Consider the following 13,683-nt stretch of genomic DNA (forward strand, 5'->3'; position numbering starts at 1 on the left):
TTATTGAAATGTTGGTGGTCTTATTGATCATCAGTGTGCTCTTATTGCTCTTTGTGCCGAATTTGACCAAGCAAAAAGACTCCGTGAAAGAGACAGGAAATGCAGCGGTTGTGAAGGTGGTTGAAAGTCAGGCTGAATTGTATGAGCTCAATCATACCAATGATCAAGCCACTCTATCAAAGCTAATTGCTGATGGAAATATTACCAACAAACAAGCAGAATCTTATCGTGCCTATTATGCGAAAAATAGTGGAGAAACTCGTGCGGTTGCAGATTAAGGCCTTCACCTTGGTGGAGACCCTTCTGACCTTGATGATCGTTAGTTTTATTTATCTGGGCTTATCGGGATCGATCAAGACGAGCTTTCAGCAGGTGGAAGAAAAAGTATTTTTTGCAGAGTTTGAACACCTCTATCAAGAAAGCCAAAAGATAGCCTTGGCAAGGCAAACGGAATTGGATGTTGAAGTGACTGCAAGGAAGATTCAAACGCCCTACCAGACGGTGGAGATTCCTGATTCTGTCATTTTGCAAGATCCTAAAACTATTCGTTTAGACCGTGCAGGTGGCAATTCATCCCTGGCCAATGTTCACTTTCAGACACAGAGAGGAGTGGTGACCTATCAACTGTCGCTTGGAAATGGGAAAATTAAAAAAAGCATCCGTTCCCGCTAGTATTCTTATAGAATCCTTAGTTGCCTTGGGTTTATTTGCCATGATTACGACCTTATTGTTAGGGGAGATCCGGCGTTCGCGCAAGGAGCGACTAGCGGATTTCAAAGAGGTAGAGGTCTTATCTGTCGCTCAAATGGCGCTTCAGACAGGGCAAAATCATCTAGAGGCCAATGGCATTCAGGTTCAAGTCGAAAAAGATGCCGATCAACTCACGGTCTATCATCAAGGAAAGGTGGTACTGCATGTGGAATAAAGGAAAGGTCAAGGCCTTTACCCTGCTCGAAGCCTTGGTCGCTCTCTTGGTGCTTAGTGGGGGAGTGTTAGTCTTTCAAGGCTTGACCAAGCTCCTGCATGCTGAATTGGACTACCAGGCGCATCAAAAGCAGGAAGAATGGATACTTTTTCAGCAACAATTGCAGGTGGAATTGGACCGGAGCCATTTTGAAAAAGTAGCGGACAATCATATCTACTTGGTTCAGGATCAAAAACCAATTGCCATTGGTCAATCTAAAGGAGATGATATCCGAAAAACAGATGATAAGGGCAGGGGCTATCAGCCTATGATTTCAGGGGTTCGCTCTAGCCAAATTTGGCAGGAGGGAGAGTTGATTCATCTGCGGTTGAATTTCGAAGAAGGTCTAGAAAGGGAGTATGTCTACCATGTGGTACCAGCGATGCAAAATGAAAAAAGTTAAGGCTGGTGTCTTGCTCTACGCCCTCTTGATGGCAGCGATTTTTAGTCTCTTACTTCAGTTTTACCTGCACCGTCAGGTTGCGGAGAGACGGATCTTAAAGACGAGTCAAGATCGCCTTCGAGCCTACGCTTTGGTACAACTGGCTCTTGAAAAGAGAAAGAGTGATGAGAAGACATCAGAGATTCATTTAAAATCTGGAACCGTTCAGCTAAGGCAGGATACTGGTTTTCTTCATGCCCAAGCTGAGATGAATGGCGAAAGCTATGAGTTTGTCCTTCCAGTAAGGGAAGAAAAAGAAAGTAAGAAGAGCCAAAAAGAAAAGAAGAAGACACAGAAAGATAAGGAGAAGGCAGGGAGCAAAACGCCTTCTGAAGAGACGCTGAACGAGACCAAGGAACCATCAGAAAATAGCGAAAAAGACTAATTTTTGGTATGATAGGGTGCGGAGGAAATCATGAATTTCGAAAAAATTGAACAAGCCTATACCTATCTATTAGAAAACACTCAAAGTATTCAAAATGAATTGTCGACCAACTTTTATGACGCCTTGATTGAACAGAATGCCATGTATTTGGATGGCAAGACAGATCTAGACATTGTTAAAAACAATAGCAAAAAATTAAAAGAACTAGGTTTAAGTAAGGAAGAATGGCGCAGAGCCTACCAATTCCTTTTTATGAAAGCTGCTCAGACAGAGCCTTTACAAGCGAATCACCAGTTCACACCAGATGCGATTGGTTTTATCATTACATTTTTGATCGATCAGTTGGCTAAAAGCGACCAACTGGATGTCTTAGAAGTGGGAAGTGGAACCGGAAATCTCGCTGAGACCATTGTCAATAATAGCCGCCTCACGATTGATTACTTAGGATTGGAAGTGGATGATCTTTTGATTGACCTATCTGCTAGTATCGCAGACGTGATGGAGTCCAGTGTTGTCTTTGCACAAGGCGACGCGGTGCGTCCACAAGTGTTGAAAGAAAGTGACTTGATCGTTAGCGACTTACCGATTGGCTATTATCCAGATGATGCGATTGCACAGCGCTATCAGGTAGCGAGCCCCGAAGGCCATACCTATGCCCATCACCTCATGATGGAACAAGCTCTGAAATACCTGAAACCTCAAGGAGTAGCCATCTTTTTAGCTCCAAATAACCTCTTGACGAGCCCTCAGAGTGATCTGTTGAAAGCTTGGCTAAAAGACAAGGCTCAAATCCTTGCCATGCTGACCTTGCCAGAATCTCTTTTTTCAAATCCCGCCTATGCTAAGACGATTTTCGTCCTACGAAAACAAGAAGAAGAGTCTGTTCAGCCCTTTGTCTATCCGTTTACCGATCTCCAGGATCAAGACCAGGTGGTTCACTTTATGGAAAGTTTCCAAAACTGGTTAAAGGATAGTGAAATTTGATCAAAGATCTGATATAATAGAGGAAGTGAAAACGCTTAATGAGGTGAATATATGTCGAAAACAATTTCTATTAATGCAGGAAGCTCTAGTTTGAAATGGCAATTGTACCAAATGCCAGAGGAAACTGTTCTTGCAAAAGGGTTGATTGAACGGATCGGTTTGAAGGATTCTATTTCAACCGTTAAATTTGATGGACGCTCTGAAAAACAAGTATTAGATATCCAAGACCATACACAAGCTGTAAAAATTTTGTTGGATGATTTGATTCGTTTTGATATTATCAAATCCTACGATGAGATTACAGGTGTGGGCCACCGCGTCGTTGCTGGTGGAGAATACTTCAAGGATTCTGCCTTGGTAGATGACGAAGTCCTTCGAAAAGTAGAAGAATTGTCTTTGTTAGCACCTCTTCATAATCCTGCAAATGCAGCTGGAATTCGTGCCTTTAGAGAGATTTGTCCAAATATTACCAGTGTTGTGGTATTTGATACTTCTTTCCATACAACCATGCCGGAAAAAGCTTATCGTTACCCTCTTCCAACTAAATATTACACAGAAAATAAGGTCCGTAAGTACGGCGCTCATGGAACCAGTCATCAGTATGTAGCTGGTGAAGCTGCTAAACTTCTTGGAAAACCATTAGAAGAATTGAAATTGATCACCTGCCACGTTGGAAATGGTGTATCTGTTACAGCGGTTGACAAGGGAATCTCTGTGGATACCTCAATGGGCTTCACACCTCTAGGTGGTGTCATGATGGGAACCCGTACAGGGGATCTCGATCCAGCGATTATTCCATACTTGATGGAACATACAGAGGATTTCAATAAGCCTGAAGATATTAGCCGCATCCTCAATCGTGAATCCGGTCTTCTGGGTGTTTCTGGATCTTCTAGTGACATGCGGGATATTCATACAGCGATGCATAATGGAGACGAAAAAGCTAAATTGGCTTACGATATCTTTATCGATCGTTTGCAAAAATACATCGGTCAATACTTAGCAGTCTTGAATGGTGCAGATGCCATCATCTTTACAGCAGGAATTGGTGAAAATGCAGTAAACGTTCGTTCTTCTATTATCAATGGAATCAGCTGGTTTGGCTGCAAGGTCGACCCTGAAAAGAACGTCTTTGGAGTTGTCGGAGATATTTCTACAGATGATTCCCGTGTGAAGGTATTGGTGATTCCAACTGATGAAGAGTTGGTGATTGCGCGTGACGTTGAACGTTTCAAAAATCAGTAAACTGAAAAAAAGAGAGAAGGCTGAAGGCGAAAGCCCCAGCCTTCTTATTTTATGCAAGAAAGAGGTTGTCCATTGAAAAACATACAGTCTTTTATTCGAGAGCACCCATTATGTAAGAATGCCCTCTGGCTCCTTCTTTTTGTGCCCTTATTCTTTCTCTCACAATTCCCCCTCATCACTATGGTTTATTCCCTTCAAGAAGGAATGGATGAAAGGTGGATCACTATCCTCACTCTCTTGGTGATAGTGGCGGTGTTCTTTGTTTTTTATAAGGTCATCAAGATGAGCCCTCTGGAGAACTTAGATGTTCGGGTCATAACCTGGCCGGCTCTGGGGAGAAATTTTCTTTTTCTTCTCTTGTTGATGGCTAATAATCTGCTCGCCTATCCCTTGTTGAAACAAGAGGCAGGTGGTACAACGGCAAACCAAGCGGCTCTGAATGAACTTCAATCTCATGCTCCTTTTCTTGCTATGGGCATGGTCGTGATCCTTGTCGCTCCGATTCTAGAAGAGCTGCTCTGTCGGGCCATTATCCCTCGTTTGATCTTTCGAGGGGCAGAACCAATTGGTTATCTAGCCGGTGCTCTCTTTTTTACTTACTTGCATGGACCGAGTACCCTAGGGGAATGGGTAGCTTACGGAGGTATGTCCTTGATCTTAACTTGGGTGGCTTATCGCTACAAGCGGATCGAGTATAGCATTTGCCTTCACATGACCTTAAATGCGCTGGCTTATTATTATCCGGTGGTCATACTCCTTTGTTTATTGCCAGTATGGAGAGTTTTCTTCCATGATAAATTATGATAAAATGGTAGGTACCAATGAGTTTTGATGCAGAACCATCCTACAGAAGGTCAGAAATCCGTATGGAGAGTAGACTCAGAGGTTTAGAACACTTGTTCTAGCCTCTTTTATTCGCAATCATGCTGTAGGAAGGGAACCAAAGGAGAACGAAAATGATTGATAATAAATGGCTGAGTGGGCAAGGGACCCTTCTTTGTGGGATCTTAAATGTCACTCCGGATTCATTTTCTGATGGCGGTAAATATACGAGTGTGGATACAGCCTTGCAGCAGGCGAGAAAACTGATCCAAGAAGGGGCTCGGATCCTCGATATCGGAGGAGAATCAACCAGACCAGGAAGTCATTATGTGGAGATCCAAGAAGAGATTGACCGCGTGGTTCCAGTAATTAAAGCCATTCGGAAAGAAAGTGATGTCTTGATTTCAGTGGATACCTGGAAGTCCCAGGTGGCAGCGGCAGCGCTGGAAGCTGGAGCTGATATTGTCAACGATATTACTGGTTTTCTTGGAGATCCTAAGATGGCTGCTGTGGTTGCGGAGCATGAAGCGAGCGCAGTTCTCATGTTTAATCCAGTGATGGCAAGACCGCATCATCCAAGTTCCACTATCTTTCCACGTTTTGGTTTTGAACCAGTCTTTTCAGAGCAAGAGCTTCAACAGATGGATCAAGAACCGATTCAAGACTTGATGTGGACCTTCTTTGACCGCTCGCTTGAGGTAGCGAAAGCAGCCGGTGTCCAGACAGATCGTATTATGCTGGATCCTGGGATCGGATTTGGTTTGACCAAGCGTGAGAACTTACTCTTATTACAAGAACTCGGGACGATTCACCAAAAGGGGTATCCGATCTTTCTAGGGGTCTCCCGCAAACGTTTTGTGGTCAATATTATTGAGGAAGCTGGATTTGAAACAGATCCTGCAACGGAGACTGGTTTTTGGAATCGGGACCTGGCTTCGAGCCATTTGACCAGTATTGCAGCCAGTCAAGGAGTCGAAGTGGTGCGGGTGCATGATATTCCCCTTCACAAGATGGCAGCCAGTCTGGGCCAAGCCATTTTCCAAGCCCAAGAGGCAGCAGATACCAATTTAAAACAATACAAGTAAATGAAGACAAAAGAACATCAGTTGGATCTTCGTTGGCTAGAAGCCTATCGTTCTCAAGATCCACATTTCGGTTTGGAGCGCATGGAAGCTCTCTTGGCTTTGAGAGGAAATCCTCACCTAGACTGTCGGGTCATTCATGTTGCGGGGACCAATGGCAAAGGATCTACCATTGCTACCTTGTCCCAACTCTTGAGGCAGGCAGGTTTACGCGTTGGAGTCTTTACCTCTCCTTATCTGATCCATTACAATGACCAAATCACCATTAATGGCGAAGCCATTTCGGATCAAGACCTGCAAACCTACCTGGATAGTTACCAGCAACTCCTGGAAGCTGAACAATCAAGGGCTGTTTTTCAAGGGTTGACTGAATTTGAAGTGATGACGGCCATCGCCTATGATTATTTTGCTCACGAGGAGCTGGATTATGTGATCATGGAAGTCGGTATGGGGGGACGACTAGACAGTACCAATGTCTGTCAGCCTGTTCTGACTGCGATCACTTCGATTGGCTTGGATCATGTCGCCCTTCTTGGGCCAGATCTGGCTTCCATCGCCCGTGAAAAGGCAGGCATCATTAAGTCAGGAATTCCTCTGGTTCTAGGGAAATTAGAAGCAGAAGCCAGCCAAGTCATTGAAGGTATTGCGATTCAGAAGCAGGCACCGATAACAGCCTATGACAGAGATTACCAAGTTGAGCTAGAAGCCTCTTGTCTATCAGGCCAATCATTTTCTTATCACAGTTCTAAAAGAGAAACAGCCTCTTATCAAGTAGCGCTCTTAGGTCATCACCAGGCCAGAAATGGAGCTCTTGCGATCAGTATCTGTGATGTACTTTTTGAAAGAGAAGGGCGTGAACTCTTGTCAAGAGAGTTAGTGGATGAGGCCTTGCATCAAGTCGTCTGGCCTGGCCGGATGGAAGTGGTCTCGCAAAATCCCATGATCTTGCTAGATGGGGCCCATAACCCCCACGCCGTTGCGCCTTTAATCGCAAGTCTTCGGGAACTGTTCCCAGGCCAAAAAAAGACCATTCTTTTTACCTGCATCCGGACCAAAGCCTTAGAAGAGATGCTCATTCAGTGGCAGGAACTAGAAAATAGTCGCTTGATCCTCACGACTTTTGAAGATCCAAGAGCCTATTCTCAAGAAGAGATAAGAGCTGCTGCGAAAAACCATCAGCTTGAGGAAGTCAATTGGCAAGAGTTTCTACAAAACTGGCAAGCAAAAGGCGATGAGCTCCTCATTGTAACGGGGTCGCTCTACTTCCTTAGCCAGGTACGACCTTATTTATTAAAAACAGAAAAATCCAACTAGGAGATGATATGGATACAAAGAAAATTGAAGAAGCAGTGAAAATGATCATCGAGGCAGTCGGTGAAGATGAGAACCGTGAGGGACTTCAGGAAACGCCGACCCGCATTGCCAAGATGTACCAAGAAATCTTTGCAGGACTAGGGCAGACAGCAGAAGAGCATCTGTCTAAATCATTTGAAATCATTGATAACAATATGGTGGTTGAGAAGGATATCTTCTTCCATTCCATGTGTGAGCATCACTTTTTACCATTTTATGGAAAAGTGCACATTGCCTACATTCCAAATGGCCGTGTGGCTGGGCTTTCAAAACTGGCTCGTACGGTCGAAGTATACGCTAAAAAACCACAGATTCAGGAACGTTTGACGGTAGAAATCGCAGATGCCTTGATGGAATATCTTGGAGCACAAGGAGCACTTGTCTGGGTAGAAGCAGAGCATATGTGTATGAACATGCGTGGTGTCCGTAAACCTGGAACCGCTACAGTGACAACTGCTGCGCGTGGACTGCTTGCGACAGATAAAGACTTAAAAAATGAAGCCTATAAACTCATGGGCCACTAATGGCTGGCTATAAGAGGTGAAGAGAGTGGATCAATTACGGATCAAGGACTTAGAGGTATACGCCTATCACGGTGTTTTTCCAGCAGAAAAAGAATTAGGACAACGCTTTGTCCTAGACCTATGGGTAGATTATGAGATGACCCGTGCTGCTCGTACAGGTGATTTGGAAGCTTCGATCCATTATGGGATCTTGGCGGAACAGTTGACCGAGTGGATGCAGGCAGAAAAAATCGATCTGATTGAAACGGTGGCCTTTCAGTTGGTGCAAAAGATTTTTGAAAGCTATGCCTTTGTAGAAAAAGTTCGTCTGGAGTTGAAAAAGCCCTGGGCTCCTGTTCCCTTGCCATTAGAGACTTGTTCGGTGACAATCGAACGGGAGAAAAAACGGGCCTTTATTGGGCTTGGCACCAATATGGGAGATAAACAACTGCAACTAGAGACGGCGCTAGAAAAAATCAAGGATCGAGGCATTCGTCTTCTTCAGACATCCACAAGGATTGAAACAGAACCTTGGGGAGGGGTGGAGCAGGACACCTTTTTGAATCAGGTGGCAGAGGTTGAAACCTGGATGACCCCAGAGGATTTACTAGAGACCTTACTTGCCATTGAGCAGGAAATGGGGCGTGTCCGTGAGGTCAAGTGGGGGCCACGTGTGATCGATCTAGATCTGCTCTACATGGAGGACACCATTTGTTACAGTCCAAGCTTGATCTTACCGCATCCTTATGTGGCAGAACGTGCCTTTGTCCTAGAATCTTTGAATGAAATTGCTCCTCATTTTGTGGACCCTGTTCAAAGAAAGCCCATTCGCCAATTATGGGAGGCTGTCAAATAGTTTCTCTTCTTTGCATTATAAAAAAACAATCCCTCGAGCAGGGATTGTTTTTGTTTGTCTTAATTTATTTACGATACAAGCGATCGTATTGGTAGACAGGGTCCATAGTGACGTTGATACCGAGCTTGCGAAGGACATTCTTGTCTTCGTCTGTTAGCATCACGGTTGAGTGGGCTTCACTGCCTTTCAACTTGCCTAATTCTTGCATAGCAAGCTTAGCGTCTTCATTGGTCATAGCTGTAATGGCCAGGGCAATGAGGATCTCGTTTGAGTGAAGACGAGGGTTTCGGCTACCCAAATGATTGATCTTCAAGCCTTGGATAGGTTGGACGTATTCTGGCTCGATTAATTTGGTTTCTTTATCAATATGCGCCAATTTCTTAATCGCATTGATTAAGAGGGCTGCGGTTGGGCCAAAGAGATCAGAGGTTTTTCCGGTTACCATCTCGCCGTTTGGTAATTCAAGGGCCAAGGCTGGCTCACCTGTTTCTTCTTCTTTTTGGCGGGCAAGCACGGTTACTTTCCGATCATTTGGCGTAATGCCCAAATCATTCATCAAGAGCTCAATCTTTTTGACAGCTCCTTCACCGACGCGTTCAGCTTTGACATCTAAGATGGTTTGGTAATAGCGACGGATGATTTCTTGTTGCGAAGCTTCAATCGCAGCGTCATTGTCCACAATGGCAAAGCCAACCATGTTGACACCCATGTCTGTTGGAGAAGCATAAGGAGAGGTTCCTAAGATGCGTTCCAACATGCGCTTCAAGACAGGGAAGATTTCGATATCGCGGTTGTAGTTGACCGTCGTTTCCCCGTAGGTTTGGAGGTGGAAGGGATCGATCATATTGACATCGTCTAGATCTGCAGTCGCTGCTTCATAAGCCAAGTTGACTGGGTGGTGCAAAGGAAGATTCCATACTGGGAAGGTTTCAAACTTAGCATAACCTGATTTGATCCCATTTAATTGGTCATGGTACATATTGGACATACAAGTTGCCAGCTTACCAGAACCAGGGCCAGGAGCTGTCACAACGACCAAATTGCGACTAGTTTTGATGTAGTCGTTTTTCCCCATCCCTTCAGGAGAGATGATGTGGTCCATATCAGTCGGATAGCCCTTGATCGGATAGTGGAGATAAGAGGCGATCCCGCTCTTATCCAGTTGTTTGCGAAAGGCGTCTGCTGCAGCTTGTCCAGCATATTGGGTGATGACGACAGAGCCTACAAAGATCCCTAATTCATTGAATTTGTCGATCAAGCGCAGTACTTCTTGGTCATAAGAAATTCCTAGATCCCCACGGGCTTTTGAGTGCTCAATGTTGTTGGCGTTGATAGCAATGACAATTTCCACCTGGTCGCGCAATTCTTGGAGCAACTTGATCTTATTGTCTGGTTCGTATCCAGGGAGGACACGAGCAGCGTGGAAGTCTTCTAACATCTTACCACCAAATTCAAGGTAGAGCTTGCCATCGAATTGGTTGATCCGCTCAATAATGTGGTCACGTTGCAAGTTCAAATACTTTTCAGAACTAAAAGCTTGTTTTTTCATGTAAAACTCCTGTATATAAGGGAAGGGTCTACCACACAAATCCAAGGATGAGTGTTCCGTTCCCTACCATTTCATTCTTTCATATTATATCAGAAAACAGATGGAAGATAAAATATTCTAAGATACTTTCCTAAGATGAGGTTAGACATCATAGAATTTGATTGTTCAGGCATATTTTTTACATAAAATAACCTAAGTGATGCTAAACAAATAAAATGAGGTAGTCTATTAAGGTCATTGCAGGGTGTACTTAAACTTTCCGCTGTGAGAAAAGTGCCTGAAACGACTCAGTTTCAGGCACTCGGAATTATTGAGACCTCAGGCTCAATAATTAGTCTTGGAACTTCGGAGAAGTTCGCAGACGTCCGTACTCACCTAAGGAAAGTTTTTAAGAGGATTTTATCCTCGATCTGAAAGCCCCTTACGGGGCTTCAGATCGATGCTACTTAATAGTGTTTGATCAAATCAACTGTAGAGCGATCCAATTTCTTAACCAATGCTTGTAAGAAGGCTTGCGCTTGTAAGAAATCATCCATGGCATAGAGGGTTTGGTGAGAGTGGATGTAACGTGCACAGACACCAATGGTTGTTGATGGGACTCCGCCGTTCTTCAAGTGTGCTGCACCTGCATCGGTACCACCTTTGGCACAATAGTATTGGAATTTGATGCCCGCTTCTTCAGCCGTAGTGAGCAAGAAATCTTTCATATTTGGTAGCATGATGTGACCTGGATCGAAGAAGCGAAGCAGTGTTCCTTCCCCAATCGCACCTTGGTCTCCAAAGACATCGGCTGCTGGCGAACAGTCTACAGCAAGGAAGATTTCAGGATCAAATTTTGTGGTTGAGGTGTGGGCTCCACGCAGTCCCACTTCTTCTTGAACGTTGGCCCCTACATAGAGTTCGTTGTTTAAGGCTTGTCCAGAAAGGCTCTTGGCCAATTCGCTGACCATCAAGACGCCGTAGCGGTTATCCCATGCTTTTGAGATGACGTTTTTACCATTAGCAGTGAGAATCGCAGAGCTATCTGGGACCAAAGTATCTCCAGGACGGACCCCATAGCTTTCAGCTTCGGCTTTAGAGCTAAAGCCTGCATCAAAGACGATGTCGCTAATGGCAGGTACGGTTGGTCCACCTGTTCCACGTGTCAAATGAGGAGGAACAGATCCTGAAATAGCAGGGTATTCACGTCCGTCACGTGTAAAGAGTTTGAAGCGTTGGCTGCTGACGACCATCGGATTCCAACCTCCGATTGGGACAACACGGAAAGTTCCGTCAGCTTTGATTTCGCTGATCATAAAACCAACTTCGTCCATGTGGGCAGCTACTAAGATACGAGGAGCATCGGCTGCTGTTGAGTGTTTGACCCCAAAGATCCCACCGAGACCATCTGTCACGATTTCGTCCACATGAGGGGTCAATTGTTGACGCAAATAATCCCGTACAGGAGCTTCATGACCTGAGATAGCAGGGATTTCAGTTACTTCTTTGATTTTAGAAAATAAATCAGTCATAGGTTACCTTCTTTCTGATGCTATTTTATCACTTTTTCTACAAGGATGGTAGCGTTATTATGGAAATCAGTCTCTAAAAGCAGAGGGAGAGATCTAGCCTAGACCGTTGTCCCTCTGCTTATTTTGTGTTACAATAGGCACTATGAAAGCTAAAAAAATTATTTTGTCTAGTCTGGCTGTAGCAAGTGCAGGAGCTCTTGCGGCCGGTGTTTATAAAATCGCCAAAGATCAAAAGCGTCTCCGTACCCAAGAAGAGTTGGTAGCAGAAGTACGGGAGCAAATGGAAGCCATGGGGACGATTGCGACCCTGTACGTGGAACTCTACGAGTCTAGTGAAGAGCGCTTAGTAGGTGGTGTCATTTTTGAAGATGAGCGCCATTACCGCTTTGTCTATGAGGATGGTCTCTTGCATTACGAAGAGGAAAAACTATGATTATACCGAGTTCTATAGAAGAAATTGCTTCATATGTAGAGCAAGATGGCAAGAAAGTGTTTGTCTTTTCAGCAGATTGGTGTGGGGATTGTCGTTACCTCAAGCCTTTTTTGCCGGAGATTGAGACTGAAAATCCTGAATTTACCTTTATCTTGCTTGACCGAGATGCCTATATGGATCTGGCGAAAATCTGGGATGTTTATGGGATCCCTAGTTTGGTTGTTCTGGAAAAGGATAAGGAAATCGGTCGGTTTGTCAATCGAGATCGGAAAACCAAAGCGCAGATTACAGCATTCTTAGCAGGATTAAAATAGGAGAAAATCATGATTGTAACATACAACAAAGAACAAGTCGGCGATGTCTTGATGCTGACCTTGAAAAATAGTGGAGATGCAAAGCTCGCGGTGGAGAGAAAAGGGAAAGTGGCACGCGTTTACCGTGAGGACAAGCAAGAAACCGTTGCCTGGAATATCTTTGATGCCTCATCTTTCTTCGCCATCGAAGGCAAGGGCCAAGTCTTTTTGACAGATGAGCAAGTGGATCGTTTGAACCAAGAATTGGAAAGAGAAGGCTTCGCAGAACGTTTGGTCAACGATCGGGAACCAAAATTTGTGGTGGGAGAAATCCTTGAAATGGTGGCCCATCCAGATAGTGACCACTTGAATATCTGCCAGGTAGCAGTTGGACCAGATAAGACAGTTCAGATCGTAGCAGGAGCTCCAAATGCGCGGGTGGGTCTCAAGACCATTGTTGCTCTTCCAGGTGCCATGATGCCGGATGGTAGCTTGATTTTTCCAGGGGCCCTTCGTGGAGAAAAAAGCTATGGCATGATGTGCAGTCCGCGTGAATTGCACTTGCCAAATGCTCCTCAAAAACGAGGCATTATTGAATTGGATGATGCAGAAGTAGCAGGTACACCTTTTGATCCTGCTCGTCACTGGCATGAATAAAGAGAAGAATCTAGGATGTTTTGAATCCTAGATTTTTTGATAATTTTGAGTTACAACCTCCATTTTTTGAAATTTTTTCGAATAAATAGATAGGAGGTAAACGATGTATAATAAAGTTATTTTAATCGGTCGCCTGGTGGCGGCTCCAGAATTGCACAAAACCAGCACAGACAAATCCGTTGCCCGAGTGACCGTTGCGGTCAATCGTCGCTACAAGGACCAAAACGGGGAGCGAGAGACTGATTTTGTCAATGTCGTTGTCTGGGGGAAATTGGCTGAAACCATGGCTAGTTATGCCAGTAAAGGGAGCTTGATCTCTTTGGATGGAGAGATTCGGACGCGCCGCTACGAGAAAAATGGGGTCATGCAGTATGTGACAGAGGTCCTCTGCCAAAGTTTTCAGTTGCTAGAGAGCCGCGCTCAGCGAGCGATGCGTGAAAATGGTGGAACGGGAGATTTAGCCGATATCATCTTAGAAGAGGAAGATCTTCCCTTTTAGGATCAAAAAAGAAAGCTGGTTCGTTTATAGACCAGCTTTTTTGATACTTGCTAGGGATTTCATTCGGGAACAAGTCTTTTAAAAATAAATCAAAAATATGCATCT

The 13,683-nt window shown here is 44.5% G+C and carries 18 protein-coding genes; 16 read left to right on the forward strand and 2 right to left on the reverse strand.

All coding sequences use genetic code 11. The features are described from left to right. Nucleotides 1–2: 2 nt before the first annotated feature. From comGC to folK, 12 genes are all read left to right on the forward strand, one after another. The gene (gene comGC, locus HMPREF2917_RS08835) at nt 3–278 is read left to right on the forward strand and encodes a competence type IV pilus major pilin ComGC (protein ID WP_256324271.1); all 276 of its coding nucleotides are present in this window, start codon (nt 3–5) and stop codon (nt 276–278) included. Further along, nucleotides 268–672 (forward strand): competence type IV pilus minor pilin ComGD, encoded by a 405-nt coding sequence (gene comGD, locus HMPREF2917_RS08840; protein ID WP_003004513.1) that lies wholly within the window; start codon nt 268–270, stop codon nt 670–672. The genes comGC and comGD overlap by 11 nt, the downstream gene beginning before the upstream one ends. Then, nucleotides 638–925, forward strand: a complete 288-nt coding sequence (gene comGE / locus HMPREF2917_RS08845; protein ID WP_003004353.1) for a competence type IV pilus minor pilin ComGE — start codon at nt 638–640, stop codon at nt 923–925. Before comGD ends, comGE begins: the two co-directional genes overlap by 35 nt. Beyond that, nucleotides 915–1,367: a competence type IV pilus minor pilin ComGF gene (comGF, locus tag HMPREF2917_RS08850; RefSeq protein WP_061455749.1), complete on the forward strand. Its 453-nt coding sequence runs from the start codon at nt 915–917 to the stop codon at nt 1,365–1,367. The genes comGE and comGF overlap by 11 nt, the downstream gene beginning before the upstream one ends. Beyond that, nucleotides 1,354–1,791, forward strand: coding sequence for a competence type IV pilus minor pilin ComGG (comGG, locus tag HMPREF2917_RS08855; protein WP_256324272.1), 438 nt, complete (start codon nt 1,354–1,356; stop codon nt 1,789–1,791). The genes comGF and comGG overlap by 14 nt, the downstream gene beginning before the upstream one ends. A gap of 30 nt (nt 1,792–1,821) precedes the next feature. Beyond that, nucleotides 1,822–2,775: a class I SAM-dependent methyltransferase gene (locus HMPREF2917_RS08860; RefSeq protein WP_070590314.1), complete on the forward strand. Its 954-nt coding sequence runs from the start codon at nt 1,822–1,824 to the stop codon at nt 2,773–2,775. A 51-nt stretch (nt 2,776–2,826) separates the two neighbouring features. After that, nucleotides 2,827–4,020, forward strand: coding sequence for an acetate kinase (locus tag HMPREF2917_RS08865; protein WP_023919646.1), 1,194 nt, complete (start codon nt 2,827–2,829; stop codon nt 4,018–4,020). A gap of 72 nt (nt 4,021–4,092) precedes the next feature. Then, nucleotides 4,093–4,824: a CPBP family intramembrane glutamic endopeptidase gene (locus tag HMPREF2917_RS08870; RefSeq protein WP_070590565.1), complete on the forward strand. Its 732-nt coding sequence runs from the start codon at nt 4,093–4,095 to the stop codon at nt 4,822–4,824. A 152-nt stretch (nt 4,825–4,976) separates the two neighbouring features. Further along, on the forward strand, nt 4,977–5,927 hold the full coding sequence (gene folP / locus HMPREF2917_RS08875) for a dihydropteroate synthase (RefSeq protein ID WP_070590316.1): 951 nt from the start codon (nt 4,977–4,979) through the stop codon (nt 5,925–5,927). Next, complete coding sequence (locus HMPREF2917_RS08880) at nt 5,928–7,238, forward strand: bifunctional folylpolyglutamate synthase/dihydrofolate synthase (protein WP_070590319.1); 1,311 nt, start codon at nt 5,928–5,930, stop codon at nt 7,236–7,238. It abuts the gene before it with no gap. 8 nt (nt 7,239–7,246) lie between these two features. Continuing rightward, complete coding sequence (folE, locus tag HMPREF2917_RS08885; RefSeq protein WP_003019101.1) at nt 7,247–7,801, forward strand: GTP cyclohydrolase I FolE; 555 nt, start codon at nt 7,247–7,249, stop codon at nt 7,799–7,801. Nucleotides 7,802–7,826: 25 nt separating this feature from the next. After that, a complete protein-coding gene (gene folK, locus HMPREF2917_RS08890; RefSeq protein WP_070590321.1) occupies nt 7,827–8,636 on the forward strand; it encodes a 2-amino-4-hydroxy-6-hydroxymethyldihydropteridine diphosphokinase in 810 nt (269 codons plus the stop codon). Nucleotides 8,637–8,700: 64 nt separating this feature from the next. Here folK and HMPREF2917_RS08895 read toward each other — a convergent pair whose 3' ends face one another. Both HMPREF2917_RS08895 and pepA read right to left on the reverse strand, forming a co-directional pair. Further along, on the reverse strand, nt 8,701–10,185 hold the full coding sequence (locus HMPREF2917_RS08895; protein WP_021154294.1) for a DUF1846 domain-containing protein: 1,485 nt from the start codon (nt 10,183–10,185) through the stop codon (nt 8,701–8,703). 446 nt (nt 10,186–10,631) lie between these two features. Then, entirely contained in the window at nt 10,632–11,696 is a 1,065-nt protein-coding gene (gene pepA / locus HMPREF2917_RS08900) for a glutamyl aminopeptidase (protein ID WP_031572645.1), read from the reverse strand. Nucleotides 11,697–11,838: 142 nt separating this feature from the next. Between pepA and HMPREF2917_RS08905 the strand changes: the two genes are divergently transcribed. The 4 genes from HMPREF2917_RS08905 (at nt 11,839) to HMPREF2917_RS08920 (ending at nt 13,578) form a co-directional block, all read left to right on the forward strand. Continuing rightward, nucleotides 11,839–12,129 (forward strand): DUF4651 domain-containing protein, encoded by a 291-nt coding sequence (locus HMPREF2917_RS08905; RefSeq protein ID WP_003004245.1) that lies wholly within the window; start codon nt 11,839–11,841, stop codon nt 12,127–12,129. Beyond that, a complete protein-coding gene (locus HMPREF2917_RS08910; RefSeq protein ID WP_070590322.1) occupies nt 12,126–12,443 on the forward strand; it encodes a thioredoxin family protein in 318 nt (105 codons plus the stop codon). The genes HMPREF2917_RS08905 and HMPREF2917_RS08910 overlap by 4 nt, the downstream gene beginning before the upstream one ends. 9 nt (nt 12,444–12,452) lie before the next feature. Next, the gene (gene ytpR / locus HMPREF2917_RS08915) at nt 12,453–13,079 is read left to right on the forward strand and encodes a YtpR family tRNA-binding protein (protein ID WP_031572654.1); all 627 of its coding nucleotides are present in this window, start codon (nt 12,453–12,455) and stop codon (nt 13,077–13,079) included. 103 nt (nt 13,080–13,182) lie between these two features. Beyond that, complete coding sequence (locus HMPREF2917_RS08920; protein ID WP_003004675.1) at nt 13,183–13,578, forward strand: single-stranded DNA-binding protein; 396 nt, start codon at nt 13,183–13,185, stop codon at nt 13,576–13,578. The last annotated feature ends 105 nt before the right edge of the window (nt 13,579–13,683 follow it).

The sequence above is a fragment of the Streptococcus sp. HMSC061E03 genome (assembly GCF_001813505.1).
Taxonomy (GTDB): domain Bacteria; phylum Bacillota; class Bacilli; order Lactobacillales; family Streptococcaceae; genus Streptococcus.

Coding starts and splice junctions, on each gene's coding strand:
- comGE (WP_003004353.1), top strand. CDS start 638: ATGGGAAAATTAAAAAAAGCATCCGTTCCCGCTAGTATTCTTATAGAA.
- comGF (WP_061455749.1), top strand. CDS start 915: ATGTGGAATAAAGGAAAGGTCAAGGCCTTTACCCTGCTCGAAGCCTTG.
- comGG (WP_256324272.1), top strand. CDS start 1,354: ATGAAAAAAGTTAAGGCTGGTGTCTTGCTCTACGCCCTCTTGATGGCA.
- HMPREF2917_RS08860 (WP_070590314.1), top strand. CDS start 1,822: ATGAATTTCGAAAAAATTGAACAAGCCTATACCTATCTATTAGAAAAC.
- HMPREF2917_RS08865 (WP_023919646.1), top strand. CDS start 2,827: ATGTCGAAAACAATTTCTATTAATGCAGGAAGCTCTAGTTTGAAATGG.
- folP (WP_070590316.1), top strand. CDS start 4,977: ATGATTGATAATAAATGGCTGAGTGGGCAAGGGACCCTTCTTTGTGGG.
- HMPREF2917_RS08880 (WP_070590319.1), top strand. CDS start 5,928: ATGAAGACAAAAGAACATCAGTTGGATCTTCGTTGGCTAGAAGCCTAT.
- folE (WP_003019101.1), top strand. CDS start 7,247: ATGGATACAAAGAAAATTGAAGAAGCAGTGAAAATGATCATCGAGGCA.
- HMPREF2917_RS08895 (WP_021154294.1), bottom strand. CDS start 10,185: ATGAAAAAACAAGCTTTTAGTTCTGAAAAGTATTTGAACTTGCAACGT.
- pepA (WP_031572645.1), bottom strand. CDS start 11,696: ATGACTGATTTATTTTCTAAAATCAAAGAAGTAACTGAAATCCCTGCT.
- HMPREF2917_RS08905 (WP_003004245.1), top strand. CDS start 11,839: ATGAAAGCTAAAAAAATTATTTTGTCTAGTCTGGCTGTAGCAAGTGCA.
- HMPREF2917_RS08910 (WP_070590322.1), top strand. CDS start 12,126: ATGATTATACCGAGTTCTATAGAAGAAATTGCTTCATATGTAGAGCAA.
- ytpR (WP_031572654.1), top strand. CDS start 12,453: ATGATTGTAACATACAACAAAGAACAAGTCGGCGATGTCTTGATGCTG.
- HMPREF2917_RS08920 (WP_003004675.1), top strand. CDS start 13,183: ATGTATAATAAAGTTATTTTAATCGGTCGCCTGGTGGCGGCTCCAGAA.